Origin of the sequence: Streptomyces sp. NPDC014656, from assembly GCF_043084305.1 — a bacterium.
Classification (GTDB): domain Bacteria; phylum Actinomycetota; class Actinomycetes; order Streptomycetales; family Streptomycetaceae; genus Streptomyces.
In genome coordinates, this window is the sequence record NZ_JBIBZN010000018.1 from 17784 (window position 1) to 36212 (window position 18429).

Here is an 18429-nt window from a genome sequence, read left to right on the forward strand (position 1 = left end):
CGTCCTCCCCGGACGTGTCAGCGGTCGGCGGCCATCTCACCGGCCTCCTCGTCGTCGAAGACGGAGCTGATGTCGAAGCGGCAGAGGATCCGCTCCGGGTCGGCCTGCTCGAAGGGCGCGGCCAGCCACTCCCCCGGCTCCGGAAGCTCTCCCGCGGCGGTGACCCAGAGCGTGGAGTCGCCCTCCTCCAGACCGAACTCCTTGTGCCGGGAGGCGATCTCGTCGGGCTCGTACTCCCCGAAGAGGACCCCGAGCGCGGCGGCGGTGGAGCGGGGGCCGTCCTCGTCGTGGTCCAGGTCGGCGACGCGCCGGGCCTGGGCCGCCAGCCGGCGCGGCTCGGCCACGGCGTAGTCGCGGCGGATCAGCACGCTGAGGGCGTGCGGTTCGTCAGGTCCGGCGTAGGGGGGCAGGCCGTCGTCGGCCCCGGGGATCTCGAAGGGGGTCACCTCGTCGTAGCGGTCGTAGAGGAGTTCGTCATAGGTCTCGGCGGCGGCCGCGAGGGCGTTGAACGCCTCGTACACCGCGGTGTCGTCGTCCCCCGTGCGGCGTTCGACCGCCGCGAGGTGACGGTCCAGTGCGGTCTTGACCGCCTCGGCGGCGGCACGTACCTCGGCAGCGGTCGGCTGCGCAGCATCAGACATGGGACAGACGCTATCCGTACCAGGCCGGTGCCCGCACAATAGATGCGATGCCGGAATACGAATTTGTCGACGTGTACGTGCCGCGTGGGCTCTCCCGCAAGGAGACCGCGCGGCTTCTGACCGACCATGCCGAGTACGGACACTGGGAGTTGGACCGACTCACCCTGCGCCTCGACGGGAGCCGCAGAGTACGCCTGAAGCGGCGGATCATCCGCCAGGTCCGCGCGACCTGGTGACGGACGCGGAAGGGGCCCCGCACGGCGCGGGGCCCCTTCGCGTTCCGGCCGGCGCGGCTCAGGCGCCGCGGCGCGAGCGGCGGTAGACCAGCGAGCCGGCGAGGAGCATCCCCGCGGCGGCCGGCACGATCACGCCGAGCGGCGCGGACGACCCGGTCTCGGCGAGCTCGTCCGGGGAGGCCGGCGGCGGCGTGAGCTGCGGGCCGGGGTGGTTCGAGCCACCGTCCGAGCCGGGCGGCACACCGGGAGTGCCGGGCGTGCCCGGGGTCCCGGGAGTGCCGGGCGTGCCCGGGGTCCCGGGAGTGCCGGGCGTGCCCGGGGTCCCGGGAGTGCCGGGCGTACCCGGCGTCCCGGGGGTTCCCGGCGTGCCAGGGGTCCCGGGCGTTCCAGGGGTCCCGGGCGTTCCAGGGGTCCCCGGAGTTCCGGGAGTCCCCGGCGTCCCAGGCGTTCCGGGGGTGCCCGGCGGGGTCTCCTCGCCGTAGCCGCCCGGCTCCTCGCCGTAGCCGCCCGGCTCCTCGCCGTAACCGCCGGGCTCCTCCTCGCCGTAGCCGCCGTCGGAGGGTTGGCCGTTGGCGCAGTCGTTGCCCGTCGCGGGGTTGCCGAGGCCGATGCCCGTGACGCTGTTGCCGCAGACGTTCACCGGGACGTCGACCGGCACCACCACGGTGTTGCCGGAGGCCACGCCCGGGGAGTCGCTCGCGTGCGCGCCGCCGGCCGCGCCGGGGCGGGACTGCGCGGGGATGTTGGCGCAGGAGTTGCCCATCGCCGGGTTGAGCACCCCGACGACGTCGACCGTGTTGCCGCAGGCGTTGACCGGGGCGTGGACGGGGACCTGCACGGTGTTCCCGGAGGCGACCCCGGGCGAGTTCGTGGCCGAGCCGCTCGCACCGGAATTCGCCTGCGCGATGCCGCCGCCGAGCGCGAGGACGCCTCCGGCCGCCGCGACGGTGATGATGCTCTTGCGCGTGACCTGTCGCATAGCTTGCTTACCTGCCTTCTCGGCAATTCGCCTGATCGGCGTGGGATGAGGGCCACCGGGCCCGTGCCCGGGGCGGAATCGCCACCGGCCCCGGAGTGCATGGCACGCACTCCGGGGCCGGACGGCTCACGCCCTCAAGGGGCGGGGCACAACGTCAGGCGTTGACGCAGGTGTTGCCGAAGGCGGGGTTCAGCAGGCCGATCACGGAGACCGTGTTGCCGCAGACGTTCACGGGAACGTGAACCGGGACCTGCACGACGTTGCCCGAGAGGACACCGGGGGAACCGATGGCCGCACCCTGGGCACCCGCGTCGGCGACGGCCATGCCCGCGCCCGCGAGAACGAGACCGCCAGTGGCAGCCGCAGCAGCGACGACCTTCTTGATCATTATTCCTCCTAGTTGACAAGTGCGGCCCCAGCCGCGGACCGCAACACCTGTAACGAGGGGGAAGGGAGGGGGCTACGAGCCCCCGGGGTCATTCACTCTTTCCGGTCACGACCAAACGCCCTGCCGAATTCCGGGCCCGGGCGCCCCCTCGGTCAGCAGGCGTCGAGGAAGCGGTCCAGGACGCGCACGCCGAACTTCAGGCCGTCGACCGGGACGCGCTCGTCGACGCCGTGGAACATGCCGGCGAAGTCCAGCTCCGGCGGCAGCTGGAGCGGGGCGAAGCCGAAGCAGCGGATGCCGAGGTCGTCGAAGGACTTGGCGTCGGTGCCGCCGGAGAGCATGTACGGGACCGCGCGGGCGATCGGGTCCTCGGCGCGCAGGGCGAGCTGCATGGCGTCCACCAGGGCGCCGTCGAAGCTGGTCTCCAGGGCCTTGTCGCCGTGCACGTCCTCGCGCTTGACCTTGGGGCCGAGGATCCGGTCGAGGTCGGCGAGGAACTCCTGCTCGTAGCCGGGCAGGAAGCGGCCGTCGACGTGGGCGGTGGCCTGGCCGGGGATGACGTTCACCTTGTAGCCGGCGCCGAGCATGGTGGGGGCGGCGGAGTTGCGCAGGGTGGCGCCGACCATCTTGGCGATGCCCCCCAGCTTGGCCAGGGTGCCGTCCATGTCCTCGGGGTCGAGCGGGGTGCCGAGCGCGTCGGACAGCTCGTCGAGGAAGCTGCGGACGGTCTTGGTGACGCGGACCGGCCACTGGTGGCGGCCGAGCCGGCCGACGGCCTCGCACAGCTCGGTGATGGCGTTGTCGTCGTTGGTCATGGAGCCGTGTCCGGCCGTGCCCTCGACGGTGAGCCGCATCCAGTGCATGCCCTTCTGGGCCGTCTCGACCAGGTAGAGGCGCAGGTTCTCGTTCACGGTGAAGGAGAAGCCGCCGACCTCGCCGATCGCCTCGGTGACGCCGTCGAAGAGGTCCCGGTGCCTGTCGACCAGGTGGCGGGCGCCGTAGGTGCCGCCGGCCTCCTCGTCGGCGAGGAAGGCGAGGACGACGTCGCGCGGGGGCTTGCGGCCGCTGCGCAGCCGGTCGCGGACGACCGCGAGGGTCATCGCGTCCATGTCCTTCATGTCGACGGCGCCGCGGCCCCAGACGCAGCCGTCGGCGACCTCGCCGGAGAAGGGGTGGTGGGTCCAGTCGGCGGCGTCGGCCGGGACCACGTCGGTGTGGCCGTGGATGAGCAGCGCCGGGCGGGAGGGGTCCTCGCCCTCGATGCGGGCCACCGTGGAGGCCCGCCCCCGGTGGGACTCGATGATCTTCGGTTCGAGGCCGACCTCGGCGAGCTTCTCGGCGACGTACTCGGCCGCGGCGCGCTCCCCGGGGCCGGAGTGGTCGCCGTAGTTGCTGGTGTCGATGCGGATGAGGTCCCGGCAGAGGTCGACGACCTCGTCCTCGCCCGAGACGGTCCGGCCGGTGTTCGACTCGCTCACGCTGCTTCCTCCCACGACGTGCCCCACGTGCTTGCTTGTGATCGCACCCATCCTCCCGCGCCCCCGCCCCGGCGGCGCAAGGGCGTCCACCGGCCGACACGCCGCCGACACATGCCGAGACGGGACGCTCCGGGGGACCGAGGGGCCAGGTGGGGCGGGCGGGGAGGTGGTGATCGGCCACTCCGAATGTTTGCTATGGTTTTCCTCGTCGGAACGGCCCAGGGCCGCGAGACACACACCCTGTCCGGGTGGCGGAATGGCAGACGCGCTAGCTTGAGGTGCTAGTGCCCTTTATCGGGCGTGGGGGTTCAAGTCCCCCCTCGGACACCAGTGGAAGTCCCGGTCGAGTCCTCTCGGCCGGGACTTCGGCGTATGCGGACGAAGTGAGGCGGAGCCGTGCGGAGGAAGAGGGTGCCGGCCGCGCCGCTGCCGCAGCGGGACGGGATCGACGCCGTACGGATCCGGCTGCCGGAGAACCCGGAGGGTGCCTGGCCGACCGTGGGGGCGTATCTGCTCGGGCGGTACGGGGCGGCGGTCGGGGCCGAGCGGATCGGCGCGATGCTGGAGGCGGGGCGCTTCGTGGGGGCCGACGGGCGGGCGGCGGCGGGACCGGAGCCGTACGAGCCGGGGCGGTGGCTGTGGTTCCACCGGGACCTGCCGGCCGAGGAGCGGGTTCCGTTCGAGATCGGCGTGGTGTACCGGGACGAGCGGATCCTGGTGGCGGACAAGCCGCACTTCCTCGCGACGACCCCGCGCGGACGGCACGTGACGCAGACGGCGGTGGCGCGGCTGCGGGCGGAGCTGGGACTGCCGGCGCTCCAGCCGGCGCACCGGCTGGACCGGCTGACGGCGGGCCTGGTGCTGTTCGTGGTACGGCCGGAGGACCGGGGGGCGTACCAGCTGCTGTTCAAGGAGCGGCGGGTGCGCAAGGAGTACGAGGCGGTGGCGGCGTACGACCCCGGGGTGGCGCTGCCGGTGACGGTGCGGAGCCGGATCGAGAAGGAGCGGGGGGTGCTGGCCGCCCGGGAGGTGCCGGGCGAGCCCAACGCGGTGAGCCGGATCGAGCTGGTGGAGCGGCTGGGCGGGTACGGGCGGTACCGGCTGCTGCCGGAGACCGGGAGGACGCACCAGCTGCGGGTGCACATGAACGCGCTGGGGCTGCCGATCCTGGACGATCCGCTCTATCCGGTGGTGCGTGAGGACGGGCCGGAGGACCACCGGCGGCCACTGCGGCTGCTGGCGCGGTCGCTGGAGTTCACCGACCCGTTCACGGGCGGCGAGAGGCGGTTCGTCAGCCGCCTCTCGCTCGGTCCGCTCAGTGGCCCCGGTTGATCCACTCCTCCAGGTGCGGGGCCTCCGCGCCGATGGTGGTGGAGTCGCCGTGGCCGGTGCGGACCACCGTCTCCGGCGGGAGGGTCAGGAGCTTCTCCCGGATCGAGTCGACGATCGTGGGGAAGTCCGAGAAGGACCGGCCGGTGGCTCCGGGGCCGCCCTGGAAGAGGGTGTCGCCGGTGAAGACGGTGCCCAGGTCGGGGGCGTACAGACAGACCGCTCCGGGGGCGTGACCGGGGGTGTGGAGGACCCTCAGGTCGGTGCCGGCGATGGTGAGGACCTGTCCGTCGGCGAGTTCGCCGTCGGGGGTGTGGTCGGGGTGGGTGAGCTTCCACAGCGGCTGGTCGGCGGGGTGGAGCAGGACGCGGGCGCCGGTGGCGGCGGCGAGCGCGGGGGCGGCGCCGACGTGGTCGTCGTGGGCGTGGGTGCAGACGATGGCGCGCAGGGCGCGGCCGTCGAGGGCTTCGAGGACGGCGTCGGCGTCGTGGGCGGCGTCGATGACGATCGCCTCGGTGTCGTCGCCGACGATCCAGACGTTGTTGTCGACGTCCCAGGTGCCGCCGTCGAGGCTGAAGGTGCCGGAGGTGACCAGGTGGTCCACGCGGGCGGTCATCACAGCACCACCACCGAGCGCAGCACGTCGCCCCCGTGCATGCGGGCGAAGGCCTTCTCGACCTCGTCGAGGCCGATGGTCTCGGTGACGAAGGCGCCGAGGTCGATGCGGCCCTGGAGGTGCAGGTCGATGAGCATCGGGAAGTCGCGGGACGGCAGGCAGTCGCCGTACCAGGAGGACTTCAGGGAGCCGCCGCGGCCGAAGACGTCGAGGAGGGGGAGTTCGAGCTTCATCTCGGGGGTGGGGACGCCGACGAGGACGACGGTGCCGGCGAGGTCGCGGGCGTAGAAGGCCTGCCGGTACGTCTCGGGGCGGCCGACGGCCTCGATGACGACGTCGGCGCCGAAGCCGCCGGTGAGCTCCCGGATCGCCTCGACGGGGTCGGTGGCGCGGGAGTCGACGGTGTCGGTGGCTCCCATCTCCTTGGCCTTGGCCAGTTTCCGCTCGTCGACGTCGACGGCGATGATCTTCGAGGCTCCGGCGAGGCGGGAGCCGACGATCGCGGCGTCGCCGACGCCTCCGCAGCCGATGACGGCGACGGTGTCGCCCCGGGAGACGTTCCCGGTGTTGATCGCGGCGCCGATGCCGGCCATCACGCCGCAGCCGAGGAGGCCGGCGATCTCGGGGGCGACGGCCGGGTCGACCTTGGTGCACTGCCCGGCGGCGACCAGGGTCTTCTCGGCGAAGGCGCCGATGCCGAGGGCCGGGGACAGCTCCGTGCCGTCGAGCAGGGTCATCCGCTGCTTCGCGTTGTGGGTGTCGAAGCAGTACCAGGGGCGGCCCCGGCGGCAGGCGCGGCACTGGCCGCAGACGGCCCGCCAGTTGAGGATCACGTAGTCTCCGGGGGCGACGTCGGTGACGCCCTCGCCGACCGACTCGACGGTGCCGGCGGCCTCGTGGCCGAGCAGGAAGGGGAAGTCGTCGTTGATCCCGCCCTGCTTGTAGTGCAGGTCGGTGTGGCAGACGCCGCACGCCTGGATCCGTACGACGGCCTCGCCGGGGCCCGGATCGGGGACGACGATGGTCTCGATCCGCACCGGCTCGTCCCGGCCGGGGGCGATGACCCCCCGCACGTGCTGTGGCATCGCTGACTTCCCTTCGGCCTGGAGGATCTTGTGAAACTCCTGGGTACCACTATCTCCTGATAAAAGGCGAGACCCCCGCAGGCCGTGCCCGCGGGGGTCCGCCGCTCCCGTGGGGGGAGTCGGGGGGAAGGGGGGCTCAGTCCGGCTTCGCGGCGGTCCGGCGGACCCGGCCGCGGACCAGGAACCAGCCGCCCACGAGGGCCGCGGCGATCAGCGGCAGGCAGTTGACCGTGGTGCGGCTGATGCCGCCGTCCATCCACATGAGGACGAGGACGGAGCCGAGGAAGACCAGGGTCACGATCTGGGTGTACGGGGCCCAGGGCAGCCGGTAGGCGGGTCGGGCGAGCACGCCCCGCTCGGCGCGGCGGACGAAGAGCAGCGAGCAGACCATGATCATGGCCCAGGTGCCGATGATGCCGATGGAGGCGAAGTTGAGGACCAGTTCGAAGGCGTCCTCGGGCATCTTGGCGTTGAGGACGACGCCGACGACGCCGAAGCCCGCGGTGAGCAGGATGCCGCCGTAGGGCACGCCGCCCTTGTTCATGACGCCGGTGAACTTCGGCGCGGAGCCGGCCAGCGACATGGAGCGCAGGATGCGGCCGGTGGAGTACAGGCCGGAGTTGAGGCTGGAGAGGGCGGCGGTGAGGACGACGAGGTTCATCACGCCGGCGGCGCCGGGGACGCCCAGCTTGTCGAAGACGGTGACGAAGGGGCTCTGGTCGCCGGAGTAGGCGGTGTACGGGAGGATCAGCGCGAGCAGGACGACCGAGCCGACGTAGAAGAGGCCGACGCGCCACATGATCGAGTTGATCGCCTTCGGCATGATCTTCTCGGGGTTCTCGGTCTCGCCGGCGGCGACGCCGCAGAGCTCGACCGAGGCGTAGGCGAAGACGACGCCCTGGATGAGCAGGAGCATCGGCATCATGCCGTTGGGGAAGACGCCGCCGTTGTCGGTGATGTTGGCCAGGCCCGGGGTGGAGCCGCCGACGTCGTGGGAGGTCACGATGAGGAAGATGCCGACGAGCATGAAGGCGACGAGCGCGGCCACCTTGATGATCGCGAACCAGAACTCCATCTCGCCGAAGTACTTCACCGAGATGAGGTTGGCGGCGAGGACGACCGCGAGGGCGACCAGGGCGAGGATCCACTGCGGGACGTCGCTGAACATCGACCAGAAGTGGGCGTAGGTGGCCGCGGCGGTGATGTCGGCGACGGCGGTGGTCGACCAGTTGAGGAAGTAGAGCCAGCCGGCCGTGTAGGCGCCCTTCTCGCCCATGAACTCACGGGCGTAGGAGACGAAGGCGCCGGAGGACGGGCGGTAGAGCACCAGCTCGCCGAGGGCCCTGACCACGAAGAAGGCGAAGACGCCGCAGACCGCGTACGCGATGAAGAGCGAGGGGCCGGCGCTGGCCATCCGGCCGCCGGCGCCGAGGAAGAGCCCGGTGCCGATCGCGCCGCCGATGGCGATCATGTTGATGTGCCGGGACTTGAGGTCCTTGCGGTATCCGGCGTCGCCGGCGTCGACGTGGGGGGAGGCGGCCGGGTCCGCCGGGACGGCGGACAGCGGCTCGGCCGCGATGACGCGGTCACTCATGGAGTTGTCGCCTTCGTGAGGGGGTGGGGGCTGTGCGGTACCCGGCCGCGCCCCGGGGTCCCTTCGTGGGGGTCGCCCCTGCACGGCCAGCCGACATCCTCACGGCAAGGCACGCTCACTGACTGTGAGCGAATTCACTGAACGCCCGGATTTGAGCTAGTTCAGAGGTTACGCAGCGCTGTACGGCGTACGACGGGCAGGCACCGTCACGGCGCCAGCACGTCCAGCTCCCTGAGCGCGCCGACGGCGATCTCCCGGGTCAGCGCCTCGGCGCGGACGGCGTCCCGCTCGCGGACGGCCTCGGCGACCTGGACGTGCAGGGTGACGGCCGCCGGGTCGGGGTCCTCGAACATCACGTGGTGGTGGGTGCGGCCGGTGAGGACCTCGGCGACGACGTCCCCGAGGCGGGCGAACATCTCGTTCCCGGAGGCGTCGAGGACGATCCGGTGGAAGGCGACGTCGTGGACGAGGTACGCCTCCAGCTGCCGGCCGCGCGAGGTGGCGACCATGCCGAGCGCCTGCTCGGTGAGCTCGCGGCACTGGGCCGGGGTGGCGTGCAGGGCGGCGAGGCCGGCGGCGACGGGTTCGACGGCGGAGCGCAGCACGGTGAGGGAGCGGAGCTGGCGGGGGCGGTCGGCGCCGGCCAGCCGCCAGCGGATGACCTGGGGGTCGTACACGTTCCAGCTCTCGGTGGGCAGGACCGTGACGCCGACCCGGCGGCGGGACTCCACCAGGTGCATCGACTCCAGGACGCGGACGACCTCGCGGACGACGGTGCGGGAGACGTCGAAGCCCTGGGCGAGCTCGTCGGTGCGCAGGACCGTGCCGGGCGGGTGCTCCCCCGCGGTGATGGCGAGGCCCAGGGTGGCGAGCACGTGCGAGTGGAGCCCCTGGGCCGATGTCGTCATGGTGCTCAGCCTATGCGGCACCGGGCTGGCGATCACACCGGAACGCGGGCGGAGGAAGCGGGCCGCAGCGGGCCCGGAGGGGTGCGGCGGAGGCTCGACGGAGGCTCGACGGGAATTAAAAGTATGACTTTTATGTCACAGGCTCTTGAATACGTCGTACTCAATGGGTTTCATGAGCGCGACGGATCGATGTCGAAGAAGACAGCGAGGCACCCCCCATGAGCTCCACCCCCCACTCCGCCGCTCCCCCGGTCGTCGTCGTCATGGGCGTCGCGGGGACCGGCAAGACCACGATCGGCCCGCTGGTCGCCGACGCCCTCGGCCTGCGCTACGCGGAGGGCGACGACTTCCACCCGGCCGCCAACGTGGCCAAGATGTCGGCCGGCGTGCCGCTGGACGACGCCGACCGGGAGCCGTGGCTCGACGCCATCGGCGCCTGGGCGCACGAGCGGGCCGGGCTCGGCGGGGTGGTCAGCAGCTCCGCGCTGAAGCGGATCTACCGGGACCGGCTGCGCGCGGCTGCCCCCGGGATCGTCTTCCTCCACCTGACCGGGGACCGGGAGCTCATCGAGGGCCGGATGGCGGCGCGCAAGGGGCACTTCATGCCCACCGCGCTGCTCGACTCCCAGTTCGCCACCCTCCAGCCGCTGGAGGAGGACGAGGCCGGCGTCGCCGTCGACGTGTCGGGCACCCCGGAGGAGATCGCCGCCCGGGCGGTGGCCGCCCTGCGCGCCTTCTCCCGGCCCGTGCCCCTCTTCTGACCTCCCCGTCCCCTTCTCTTCCCCGCGCCCTTTCCCCGCTCTTCCTGCCTCCCCCCTTCAACCCCCAAGGGACCCACCGTGACCAGTCTCAGCGTCGAGATGCTGGCAGCGGACGCCGCCGAACCGATCACCTCGGCGGGCAACGCACAGCTGGGCATCGCCGTGCTCGCCGGCATCGCCGTCATCGTCCTGCTCATCACCAAGTTCAAGCTGCACGCGTTCCTGGCGCTGACCATCGGCTCGCTCGCGCTCGGCGCGTTCGCCGGGGCGCCGCTCGCGGACACCATCAAGTCGTTCAGCACCGGGCTCGGCAACACCGTGGCCGGCGTGGGCGTGCTGATCGCGCTCGGCGCGATCCTCGGCAAGCTGCTCGCCGACTCGGGCGGCGCCGACCAGATCGTCGACACGATCCTGGCGAAGGCGAGCCGGCGCTCCATGCCGTGGGCGATGGTCCTGATCGCCTCGGTGATCGGCCTGCCGCTCTTCTTCGAGGTCGGCATCGTGCTGCTGATCCCGGTGGTCCTGATGGTCGCCAAGCGCGGCAACTACTCCCTGATGCGGATCGGCATCCCGGCCCTCGCCGGCCTGTCCGTGATGCACGGGCTCATCCCGCCGCACCCCGGCCCGCTCGTCGCGATCGACGCCGTCGGCGCCAACCTGGGCGTCACCCTCGCCCTCGGCCTGGTCGTCGCGATCCCGACCGTGATCATCGCGGGCCCGCTCTTCTCCCGGTACGCGGCCCGCTGGGTGGACATCCAGGCGCCCGAGCACATGATCCCGACGCGCCCCTCGGAGGACCTGGAGAAGCGCCCCGGCTTCGGCGTGACCGTCGCCACGGTGCTGCTGCCGGTGGTCCTGATGCTGGTGAAGGCGCTCGTCGACATCGTGGTCGACGACCCGGAGAACGGGGTGCAGAAGGTCACCGACGTCATCGGCTCGCCGCTGATCGCGCTGCTCGCCGCCGTCATAGTCGCGCTGTTCACGCTGGGTCGTGCGGCCGGCTTCTCCAAGGAGCGGCTGTCCTCGACGGTCGAGAAGTCCCTGGCCCCGATCGCGGGCGTGCTGCTGATCGTCGGCGCGGGCGGCGGCTTCAAGCAGACCCTGATCGACATCGGCGTCGGCCAGATGATCCTGGAGTTCTCCGAGAACTGGTCGATCCCGGCCCTGCTCCTGGCCTGGCTGATCGCGGTCGCCATCCGGCTCGCGACGGGCTCCGCCACGGTCGCGACCATCTCGGCCGCCGGCCTGGTGGCCCCGCTGGCGGCGGGCATGTCGACCGGCGAGACGGCGCTCCTGGTGCTGGCGATCGGTGCCGGCTCGCTCTTCTTCAGCCACGTCAACGACGCCGGTTTCTGGCTGGTGAAGGAGTACTTCGGCATGAACGTCGGCCAGACGGTCAAGACCTGGTCGGTGATGGAGACCATCATCTCGGTGGTGGCCCTGGTGTTCGTGCTGCTGCTGTCGCTGCTGGTGTAGCGAGGGCGGCGGCGCGAAGGGCCCCGGACCCCCACGTGGGGGTCCGGGGCCCTCGCCGTGCTCGGCCCCGAGCCCCGGCGCCTCGTCCGGCGGTTCGCCCGGGCCTACGCCGTCGCCGCGGCCGCCGCGCGGCCCGCCGCCCGGCCGGAGAAGACGCAGCCGCCGAGGAAGGTGCCTTCGAGGGAGCGGTAGCCGTGGACGCCGCCGCCGCCGAAGCCGGCCGCCTCGCCCGCCGCGTACAGGCCGGGGAGGGGTTCGCCGGTGTCGGTGAGGACCCGGGAGGAGAGGTCGGTCTGGAGGCCGCCGAGGGACTTGCGGGTGAGGATGTTGAGGCGGACGGCGATCAGCGGGCCGGCCTTGGGGTCCAGGACGCGGTGCGGGGCGGCGGTGCGGATGAGGCGGTCGCCCAGGTAGCTGCGGGCGCCGCGGATCGCGGTGATCTGGAGGTCCTTGGTGAAGGGGTTGGCGATCTCGCGGTCGCGGGCGGTGAGTTCGCGGCGGAGCGCGGCCTCGTCGATGAGGTCCCGGCCGGTGACCCGGTTCATGCCGCGGACGAGGGCGGACAGGTCGTGCTCGACGACGAAGTCGACGCCCTTGTCCATGAAGGCCTGGACCGGTCCGGGGACGTCGGCGCGGGCGCGGCCCAGGACGTCGCGGACGGACTTGCCGGTGAGGTCGGGGTTCTGCTCGGAGCCGGAGAGGGCGAACTCCTTGCCGATGATCCGCTTGTCGAGGACGAACCAGGTGTGGTCGTGGCCGGTCCGCATGATGTGTTCGAGCGTCCCGAGGGTGTCGAAGCCGGGGAAGAGCGGGACCGGGAGCCGTTTGCCGGTGGCGTCGAGCCAGAGGGACGAGGGGCCGGGCAGGATGCGGATGCCGTGCTTCGCCCAGATCGGGTTCCAGTTCTCGATGCCCTCGGTGTAGTGCCACATCCGGTCGCGGTTGACCTGCCGGGCGCCGGCCTTCTCCGCGATGCCGAGCATCAGGCCGTCGACGTGGGCGGGGACGCCGGAGAGCAGCTTCTCGGGCGGGGTGCCGAGGCGGGCGGGCCACTGGGCGCGGACCAGGTCGTGGTTGCCGCCGATGCCGCCGGTGGTGACGATCACCGCCTGCGCCCTCAGTTCGAAGGAGCCGGTGGCGGTACGGCTGCTGGCGGTGCCGCGCTCGGCGTCGGAGGGTTCCAGGATCTCGCCGGAGACCGTGTCGAGCGCGCCTCCGGTGCGGCCGAGCGAGGTGACGCGGTGGCGGAAGCGGAAGGTGACGAGGCCGCGGGCGACGCCCTCGCGGACCTTCGCCTCGAAGGGGGCGACGAGGCCGGGGCCCGTACCCCAGGTGATGTGGAAGCGGGGGACGGAGTTGCCGTGTCCGGTGGCGTCGTAGCCGCCGCGCTCGGCCCAGCCGACGACGGGGAAGAAGCGGACCCCGCGCGCGTGGAGCCAGGAGCGCTTCTCGCCCGCGGCGAAGTCGACGTACGCCTCCGCCCAGCGGCGGGCCCAGTCGTCCTCGGGGCGGTCGAAGCCGGCGGTGCCCATCCAGTCCTGGAGGGCGAGGGCGTGGCTGTCCTTGACGCGCAGCCGGCGCTGTTCGGGCGAGTCGACGAGGAAGAGCCCGCCGAAGGACCAGTGGGCCTGGCCGCCCAGGGACTGTTCGGGCTCCTGGTCCAGGAGGATCACGGACCGGCCGGCGTCGACCAGCTCGGCGGTGGCGACGAGACCGGCGAGGCCGGCCCCGATCACGATCACATCGGCGTCGTAGGACATGGACCGCATCTTGGATACACGAATGTATCGAGTCAACCGTTCGCGCCCGGAGAACTCCTTTCCGTTTTCTAATGTCGAGCATTAATATGAACGCATGGCAAGGACGTCGGGACCCGAGACCCGGGACAAACTGATCCGCGCGGCCGAGGAGCTGTTCGCCTCTCAGGGGGTCCACGGCGCACAGCTGCGGGACGTCACCCGGCTCGCCGGGCAGGCCAACCCGTCTGCCGTGCAGTACCACTTCGGCTCCCGCGCCGGACTCCTCGACGCGGTCATGGCCGGCCGGCTGGAGCGGACCGAGCGGGTGCTCGTCTCCGTGCCGCACCCGGCCGACGCCGGCGTGCGCGAGCTGCTCACCGCGCTCGTCACGGCCGAGTCCAGCGAACTGGCCACCGAGCGCGGCCGGCGCTGCCTGCGGATCTCCGCGCAGCTCAGCCACGAGAGCGGCGTCCGCTCCCGCACCCCGCACCCCACCCTCGCCGGCACCGCCTACTGGTCGCTGATCGAGCGCCTCGCCGACCGCCTGGCCGCCGACGGGCTGCCCGAGCCGCTGCTCCTGGAGCGCCTCGACCTGGCCCTCACGGTCGTCGGCGCGGCGCTCGCCGACCGGGCCCGGCAGTACCTCGACGGGACGGAGCCGCTCACCGACGAGCCCCTCTTCCTCGCCGACCTCGTCGAGACCACCACCGCGCTCCTCCGGGCCGCACCGCCCCGGAGGACCTGAACCACCGCGCACCACCCCGAAAGGACCTCCCATGAACGACCTCACCGGCAAGACCGTCCTCATCACCGGCGGCGCCCGCGGCCTGGGCGCCGAGGCGGCCCGCCAGGCCGTCGCCGCCGGGGCGAGCGTGGTCGTCACCGACGTCCTCGACGAGGACGGCGAGGCGACCGCCGCGAGCCTCGGCGAGCGCGCCCGCTTCTTCCACCACGACGTCACCTCCGAGGAGGAGTGGGCGGCGGCCGTCGCGTACGCCGTCGCCGAGTTCGGCGGTCTGCACGGCCTGGTGAACAACGCCGGCATCTCCACCGGCGCGCTCCTGGAGACCGAGAGCGTCGAGCACTTCCGCAAGGTCCTCGACGTCAACCTCACCGGCGTCTTCATCGGCATGAAGGCCGCGGTCCCGGCGATGCGGGAGGCCGGCGGCGGCTCCGTCGTCAACGTCTCCTCCGCGGCCGGCCTGATGGGCCTCGCCCTCACCGCCGGCTACGGCGCCTCCAAGTGGGGCGTCCGCGGTCTCACCAAGATCGGCGCGGTGGAGCTCGGCACCTCGAAGATCCGCGTCAACTCGGTCCACCCGGGCATGACCTACACCCCGATGACCGCCTCGGTCGGCATCCAGCGCGGCGAGGGCATGTACCCGAACACGCCGATGGGCCGGGTCGGCGAGGCCGACGAGATCGCCGGCGCGGTCGTCTTCCTGCTCTCGGACGCCGCCTCGTACGTGACGGGCGCCGAGCTCGCCGTGGACGGCGGCTGGACCACGGGCCCGACGGTCAAGTACGTCATGGGGCAGTGAACCCTCCCGGTCCGGCTGGTTGGATGGGCGCATGAGCGCCTCCGAGGAAGTACTCGACGTCGTCGACGAACAGGACCGGGTGGTCGGACGGGCCCCGCGCGGTGAGGTGTACGCGCGGGGCCTGATCCACCGCTGCACCTTCGTCCGGGTGCGGGACGCCGAGGGCCGGCTCTTCGTCCACCGCAGGACCCCGGGCAAGCTGGTCTTCCCCTCGATGTACGACCTGTTCGTCGGCGGGGTCGTCGGCGCCGGCGAGTCCTACGACGACGCGGCGCTGCGCGAGGCCGAGGAGGAGCTGGGCGTCTTCGGACTGCCGCGCCCCGAGTTCCTGTTCAAGTTCCTGTACGACTCCGGCGGCGTGGCCGGCAAGTGGTGGTCGTCCGTGTACGAGGTCCGCTGCGAGCTGCCGGTGCGGCCGCAGGCCGAGGAGGTGGCCTGGCACGCCTTCCTGACCGAGGACGAACTCCGCGAGCGGCTGCCCGGCGCCCCCGGGGCTTGGGAGTGGGTGCCGGACGGCCTCGCGGCGTACGAGCGGCTGGAGGCGGAGCGGGGGCGGTAGGCGCGAGGCGGTGGACGCGGGGGCGGTGGACGCGGGGCTCGCCCGGCGGGGCGCGGGGCCCGGGGCCCGGGGGCGGGCCGTCGGCGGGGCGGTGGGGCGGGCCGTTAGGGTGCCGGGGTGAGCCGATTCGTACAGAGCCTGCGGCTGTGGTTCGCGCCGCGGCGGATCCGGGACGAGGGCGAGACCCCCGACTACCGCTTCTCCCTCGCCAACGAGCGGACCTTCCTCGCCTGGATCCGGACGGCACTCGCGCTCATCGGCGGAGGTTTCGCCGTCGACCAGTTCCTGCCGGACCTGCGCTGGGCGGTCCGGGTCGGGCTCGCGCTCGCGCTGCTCGCCGCCGGCGTGCTGTGCGCGCTGCGCGCGGTGAACCACTGGATCCGCTGCGAGCGGGCCATGCGCCGCGGCGAGGACCTCCCCGTCTCCCGCTTCCCGGCCGTGCTGAGCCTCACCGTGGCCGTGGTCGCGGTCGCGATGGTGGTGCTCGTGGTCTTCGGCCGGGCCGGGTAGTGGGCGGTACGGCGGCCGGCGACGAGGCCCGGGGAGGCGGTACGGCGGCCGGCGGCGAGGCCCGCGATCCGGGGCTCCAGCCCGAGCGGACGCGGCTCGCCTGGCGCCGGACGACGCTGTCGTGCACGGTCGTGGCGGTGCTCGGGATCAAGCTGGCCCTGATGGACGGCGCCACCGCCGCCGGGCTGACCGGACTGGCCCTCTCCGCGCTGGTGTGGATCGGCTTCCTCGCCGTCGCGCACCGGCGGATCCGCACCCTGGACGCCGCCCGGCCGCGGGTCCTCTCGGTGCGGGCCGCGCTGCTGGCCGCCGGGTGCACGGTGGCCCTGGCGGTGTGCGGGGCGGCGCTGATCTGGTGAGGCCGGGGACCGGAGGCCGCTCCGGGGGCTACGGAACGGTGACGACGACCTTGCCCTGGAGGCCGCCCGCCGCGTTGGCGCGCTGCGCGTCGGCGGCGTGCTCCAGCGGGAAGGTCTTCGCCACCCGGACGTCCAGGACCCCCTCGTCGGCGAGGTCGGCGAGGGCGGCCAGGTCGGCGGCGTCCGGACGGACCCAGTAGTAGCGGCCGCCGAGCGCCAGGACCTCGCCGTCGGCGACTGAGGCGATCCGGCCGCCGGCCGCCAGCAGCTCGGCCGCGTGCGGGAGGAAGGGGCCGCCGAGGGTGTCCAGGACCGCGTCCACGCCGTCCGGGGCGAGCTCCCGGACCTGGCCGGCGAAGGTCCGCTCGTCGAAGAGGACCGGTTCGCCGCCGAGCTCCTCGACGCGCTCCCGGCCCGACTCGCGGACGGCGCCCAGGACCCGGCAACCGAGGTGCCGGGCGATCTGCACGGCCATCGAGCCGACCCCGCCGGCCGCGGCGAGCACCAGGACCGTCTCCCCCTTCCGCACCGAGAGCGCGGTGTGCAGGGCCTGGTAGGCGGTGAGCCCGGCCAGGGGCAGCGCGGCGGCCTCCTCGAAGGAGCAGCTCCGGGGCTTGCGGGCGAGGGTGCGGACGGGGGCGGCGACGTACTCGGCGAAGGTGCCGTGCGCGAGGACGTCCTCCCGGACGTACCCCATGACCTCGTCGCCCTCCGCCCACTCGGTGACGGAGACGCCGGGGCGGACGACGACGCCGGAGACGTCCCAGCCGGGGACGACGGGGAAGACCGCGTCGATCATGCCGTCGAGGTAGCCGGCCTGGGCCTTCCAGTCGACCGGGTTGACCGCCGCGGCCCGCACCCTGACCAGGACCTCGTCGGGCCCCACCTTCGGGTCGGGCAGCTCGCCGTACTCCAGGACCTCGGGGCCGCCGTAGTGGCGGTAGCTGATCGCCTTCATGGCTCCGACCCTCGGCGGGGTCCGGGCCCTCCGCAAGCCGGGCGGGGCGGGCGGGGGGCGACCGGCGGGGGCGGGAGGGGTCCGGCGGAAGGCGGGGGCGACCGGCGGAAGGCGGGGCGACCGGCGGAAGGCGGGAGGAGGACGGGCGGCGGCAGGAGGGGACGGGCGGGAGCAGGAGGGGACGGGCGGCGGGCGGTCCTCGGGAAGCGGGCCCCGGACGGGCCCGCTGATGGCAGGCTTCCCCTGATCCGCCGATCTTGTCGGCCCGTCCTCCCGGGGGAGCCCTGTGCCTGTCACCGACCCGTACGTGGTCACGCTCGCGCCGCACGTCCACGCCTACGTCCAGCCCGACGGCGGCTGGTGCCTGAACAACGCCGGCTTCCTCGGCGACCCGGGCGAGTCGCTGCTCGTCGACACCACCGCCACCGAGCGGCGCGCCCTGCTGCTGCGGGAGGCGGTGCTCGCCGCGGGGCTGCCGCTGCCCCGCACCGTCGTGAACACCCATCACCACGGGGACCACACCTACGGCAACGGCGTGTTCCGGCCGGAGGCGCGGATCGTCGGCCACGAGAACTGCCGGTCCGAGCAGCTCGACGCCGGGCACCAGCTGCACCTGCTGTGGCCGCGGACCGACTTCGGGCGGATCGAGATCACACCGCCCGACGTCACCTACCGCGACCGGATGACGGTGTACGCGGGCGGGATCGAGGTGCGGCTGCTGCACCCGGGGCCCGCGCACACCACCGGCGACTCGATCGCCCACCTGCCGGAACAGGGCGTGGTCTTCACCGGGGACCTGGTCTTCCAGGGCGGGACCCCGTTCCTGCCGATGGGCTCGCTGTCCGGCTCGCTGCGCGCGCTCGGCCTGCTGCGGTCGCTGGACGCGGAGCGGGTGGTGCCGGGGCACGGGCCGGTGACGGACCCGAGCGCCTACGACGCCACCGAGCGCTATCTGCGGTGGGTGGCGGAGCTGGCCGCCGAGGGGCACGCGAAGGGGGATCCGCCGCTGGAGACGGCCCGCCGGGCGGACCCGGGCGAGTTCGGCGCGTGGCGGGAGAGCGAGCGGCTGGTGGCGAACCTGCACCGGGCCTACGCCGAACTGGACGGGCTCCCGGAGGGGCATCCGCTCGACCCGGTGGCGGTCTTCGGCGACATGGCGGCGATGAACGGCGGGGTGCCGGTGGCCTGCCACGCGTGAGGGCGGAGGGGCCCGGGGCGGATCCCGGGCCCCTCCGGCGTTTCGGGGAGCCCCCTGGACGACATACCGACTGG

General features: G+C 73.0%; 20 protein-coding genes and 1 tRNA gene. 11 read left to right on the forward strand and 10 right to left on the reverse strand.

Annotated elements, in window-relative coordinates:
* Positions 1-17 precede the first annotated feature (17 nt).
* On the reverse strand, positions 18-641 hold the full coding sequence (locus ACF1ED_RS31480; RefSeq protein WP_391766268.1) for a hypothetical protein: 624 nt from the start codon (positions 639-641) through the stop codon (positions 18-20).
* Between the two features lie 47 nt (positions 642-688).
* Between ACF1ED_RS31480 and ACF1ED_RS31485 the strand changes: the two genes are divergently transcribed.
* Complete coding sequence (locus ACF1ED_RS31485) at positions 689-877, forward strand: DUF5703 family protein (RefSeq protein ID WP_391766270.1); 189 nt, start codon at positions 689-691, stop codon at positions 875-877.
* Between the two features lie 58 nt (positions 878-935).
* Here the strand turns inward: ACF1ED_RS31485 and ACF1ED_RS31490 are convergent, their stop codons facing one another.
* The 3 genes from ACF1ED_RS31490 to ACF1ED_RS31500 form a co-directional block, all read right to left on the reverse strand.
* Positions 936-1856, reverse strand: a complete 921-nt coding sequence (locus ACF1ED_RS31490; RefSeq protein ID WP_391766272.1) for a chaplin — start codon at positions 1854-1856, stop codon at positions 936-938.
* A gap of 154 nt (positions 1857-2010) precedes the next feature.
* Positions 2011-2244 carry a chaplin ChpH gene (gene chpH, locus ACF1ED_RS31495; protein ID WP_015032475.1) on the reverse strand — a complete coding sequence of 78 codons (234 nt, stop codon included), beginning with the start codon at positions 2242-2244 and terminating at the stop codon, positions 2011-2013.
* 152 nt (positions 2245-2396) lie between these two features.
* The gene (locus ACF1ED_RS31500) at positions 2397-3722 is read right to left on the reverse strand and encodes a M20/M25/M40 family metallo-hydrolase (protein ID WP_391766274.1); all 1326 of its coding nucleotides are present in this window, start codon (positions 3720-3722) and stop codon (positions 2397-2399) included.
* A gap of 242 nt (positions 3723-3964) precedes the next feature.
* On the opposite strand from ACF1ED_RS31500, the gene ACF1ED_RS31505 reads away from it, so the two are divergent.
* Together ACF1ED_RS31505 and ACF1ED_RS31510 are read left to right on the forward strand one after the other, a co-directional pair.
* Positions 3965-4052, forward strand: a tRNA-Leu gene (locus tag ACF1ED_RS31505).
* 66 nt (positions 4053-4118) lie between these two features.
* Positions 4119-5054, forward strand: coding sequence for an RluA family pseudouridine synthase (locus tag ACF1ED_RS31510; RefSeq protein WP_391766276.1), 936 nt, complete (start codon positions 4119-4121; stop codon positions 5052-5054).
* On the opposite strand, the gene ACF1ED_RS31515 is transcribed toward ACF1ED_RS31510, so the two are convergent.
* From ACF1ED_RS31515 to ACF1ED_RS31530, 4 genes are all read right to left on the reverse strand, one after another.
* Positions 5038-5667: an MBL fold metallo-hydrolase gene (locus ACF1ED_RS31515; protein ID WP_391766278.1), complete on the reverse strand. Its 630-nt coding sequence runs from the start codon at positions 5665-5667 to the stop codon at positions 5038-5040. The two genes, ACF1ED_RS31510 and ACF1ED_RS31515, sit on opposite strands and share 17 nt — an antisense overlap.
* Positions 5667-6752, reverse strand: coding sequence for an S-(hydroxymethyl)mycothiol dehydrogenase (locus ACF1ED_RS31520; RefSeq protein ID WP_391766280.1), 1086 nt, complete (start codon positions 6750-6752; stop codon positions 5667-5669). Before ACF1ED_RS31520 ends, ACF1ED_RS31515 begins: the two co-directional genes overlap by 1 nt.
* 136 nt (positions 6753-6888) lie before the next feature.
* Complete coding sequence (locus ACF1ED_RS31525) at positions 6889-8346, reverse strand: amino acid permease (protein WP_391766282.1); 1458 nt, start codon at positions 8344-8346, stop codon at positions 6889-6891.
* A gap of 206 nt (positions 8347-8552) precedes the next feature.
* Positions 8553-9254 carry a FadR/GntR family transcriptional regulator gene (locus ACF1ED_RS31530; protein ID WP_391766284.1) on the reverse strand — a complete coding sequence of 234 codons (702 nt, stop codon included), beginning with the start codon at positions 9252-9254 and terminating at the stop codon, positions 8553-8555.
* A gap of 218 nt (positions 9255-9472) precedes the next feature.
* Between ACF1ED_RS31530 and ACF1ED_RS31535 the strand changes: the two genes are divergently transcribed.
* Entirely contained in the window at positions 9473-10015 is a 543-nt protein-coding gene (locus ACF1ED_RS31535; protein ID WP_391766286.1) for a gluconokinase, read from the forward strand.
* 78 nt (positions 10016-10093) lie between these two features.
* Positions 10094-11491, forward strand: a complete 1398-nt coding sequence (locus ACF1ED_RS31540; RefSeq protein ID WP_351852748.1) for a gluconate:H+ symporter — start codon at positions 10094-10096, stop codon at positions 11489-11491.
* A 104-nt stretch (positions 11492-11595) separates the two neighbouring features.
* On the opposite strand, the gene ACF1ED_RS31545 is transcribed toward ACF1ED_RS31540, so the two are convergent.
* Positions 11596-13251 carry an FAD-binding dehydrogenase gene (locus tag ACF1ED_RS31545; protein ID WP_391766288.1) on the reverse strand — a complete coding sequence of 552 codons (1656 nt, stop codon included), beginning with the start codon at positions 13249-13251 and terminating at the stop codon, positions 11596-11598.
* A gap of 94 nt (positions 13252-13345) precedes the next feature.
* Here ACF1ED_RS31545 and ACF1ED_RS31550 point away from each other — a divergent pair, with 94 nt between their 5' ends.
* The 5 genes from ACF1ED_RS31550 to ACF1ED_RS31570 all read left to right on the forward strand — a co-directional run bounded on the left by ACF1ED_RS31550 (position 13346) and on the right by ACF1ED_RS31570 (position 16199).
* Positions 13346-13975 (forward strand): TetR/AcrR family transcriptional regulator, encoded by a 630-nt coding sequence (locus tag ACF1ED_RS31550; RefSeq protein ID WP_391766290.1) that lies wholly within the window; start codon positions 13346-13348, stop codon positions 13973-13975.
* Positions 13976-14006: 31 nt separating this feature from the next.
* Entirely contained in the window at positions 14007-14771 is a 765-nt protein-coding gene (locus ACF1ED_RS31555; protein ID WP_391766292.1) for a glucose 1-dehydrogenase, read from the forward strand.
* Positions 14772-14802: 31 nt separating this feature from the next.
* On the forward strand, positions 14803-15330 hold the full coding sequence (locus tag ACF1ED_RS31560) for an NUDIX hydrolase (RefSeq protein WP_391766294.1): 528 nt from the start codon (positions 14803-14805) through the stop codon (positions 15328-15330).
* A gap of 117 nt (positions 15331-15447) precedes the next feature.
* Entirely contained in the window at positions 15448-15840 is a 393-nt protein-coding gene (locus ACF1ED_RS31565; RefSeq protein WP_189955004.1) for a YidH family protein, read from the forward strand.
* Positions 15840-16199 (forward strand): DUF202 domain-containing protein, encoded by a 360-nt coding sequence (locus tag ACF1ED_RS31570; RefSeq protein ID WP_391766296.1) that lies wholly within the window; start codon positions 15840-15842, stop codon positions 16197-16199. Before ACF1ED_RS31565 ends, ACF1ED_RS31570 begins: the two co-directional genes overlap by 1 nt.
* Before the next feature lie 28 nt (positions 16200-16227).
* On the opposite strand, the gene ACF1ED_RS31575 is transcribed toward ACF1ED_RS31570, so the two are convergent.
* Complete coding sequence (locus ACF1ED_RS31575) at positions 16228-17157, reverse strand: NADP-dependent oxidoreductase (RefSeq protein ID WP_391766298.1); 930 nt, start codon at positions 17155-17157, stop codon at positions 16228-16230.
* A 286-nt stretch (positions 17158-17443) separates the two neighbouring features.
* Here ACF1ED_RS31575 and ACF1ED_RS31580 point away from each other — a divergent pair, with 286 nt between their 5' ends.
* On the forward strand, positions 17444-18355 hold the full coding sequence (locus ACF1ED_RS31580) for an MBL fold metallo-hydrolase (RefSeq protein ID WP_391766300.1): 912 nt from the start codon (positions 17444-17446) through the stop codon (positions 18353-18355).
* Positions 18356-18429 lie beyond the last annotated feature (74 nt).

Coding starts and splice junctions, on each gene's coding strand:
- ACF1ED_RS31480 (WP_391766268.1), bottom strand. CDS start 641: ATGTCTGATGCTGCGCAGCCGACCGCTGCCGAGGTACGTGCCGCCGCC.
- ACF1ED_RS31485 (WP_391766270.1), top strand. CDS start 689: ATGCCGGAATACGAATTTGTCGACGTGTACGTGCCGCGTGGGCTCTCC.
- ACF1ED_RS31490 (WP_391766272.1), bottom strand. CDS start 1,856: ATGCGACAGGTCACGCGCAAGAGCATCATCACCGTCGCGGCGGCCGGA.
- chpH (WP_015032475.1), bottom strand. CDS start 2,244: ATGATCAAGAAGGTCGTCGCTGCTGCGGCTGCCACTGGCGGTCTCGTT.
- ACF1ED_RS31515 (WP_391766278.1), bottom strand. CDS start 5,667: ATGACCGCCCGCGTGGACCACCTGGTCACCTCCGGCACCTTCAGCCTC.
- ACF1ED_RS31520 (WP_391766280.1), bottom strand. CDS start 6,752: ATGCCACAGCACGTGCGGGGGGTCATCGCCCCCGGCCGGGACGAGCCG.
- ACF1ED_RS31525 (WP_391766282.1), bottom strand. CDS start 8,346: ATGAGTGACCGCGTCATCGCGGCCGAGCCGCTGTCCGCCGTCCCGGCG.
- ACF1ED_RS31530 (WP_391766284.1), bottom strand. CDS start 9,254: ATGACGACATCGGCCCAGGGGCTCCACTCGCACGTGCTCGCCACCCTG.
- ACF1ED_RS31535 (WP_391766286.1), top strand. CDS start 9,473: ATGAGCTCCACCCCCCACTCCGCCGCTCCCCCGGTCGTCGTCGTCATG.
- ACF1ED_RS31545 (WP_391766288.1), bottom strand. CDS start 13,251: ATGTCCTACGACGCCGATGTGATCGTGATCGGGGCCGGCCTCGCCGGT.
- ACF1ED_RS31550 (WP_391766290.1), top strand. CDS start 13,346: ATGGCAAGGACGTCGGGACCCGAGACCCGGGACAAACTGATCCGCGCG.
- ACF1ED_RS31555 (WP_391766292.1), top strand. CDS start 14,007: ATGAACGACCTCACCGGCAAGACCGTCCTCATCACCGGCGGCGCCCGC.
- ACF1ED_RS31560 (WP_391766294.1), top strand. CDS start 14,803: ATGAGCGCCTCCGAGGAAGTACTCGACGTCGTCGACGAACAGGACCGG.
- ACF1ED_RS31575 (WP_391766298.1), bottom strand. CDS start 17,157: ATGAAGGCGATCAGCTACCGCCACTACGGCGGCCCCGAGGTCCTGGAG.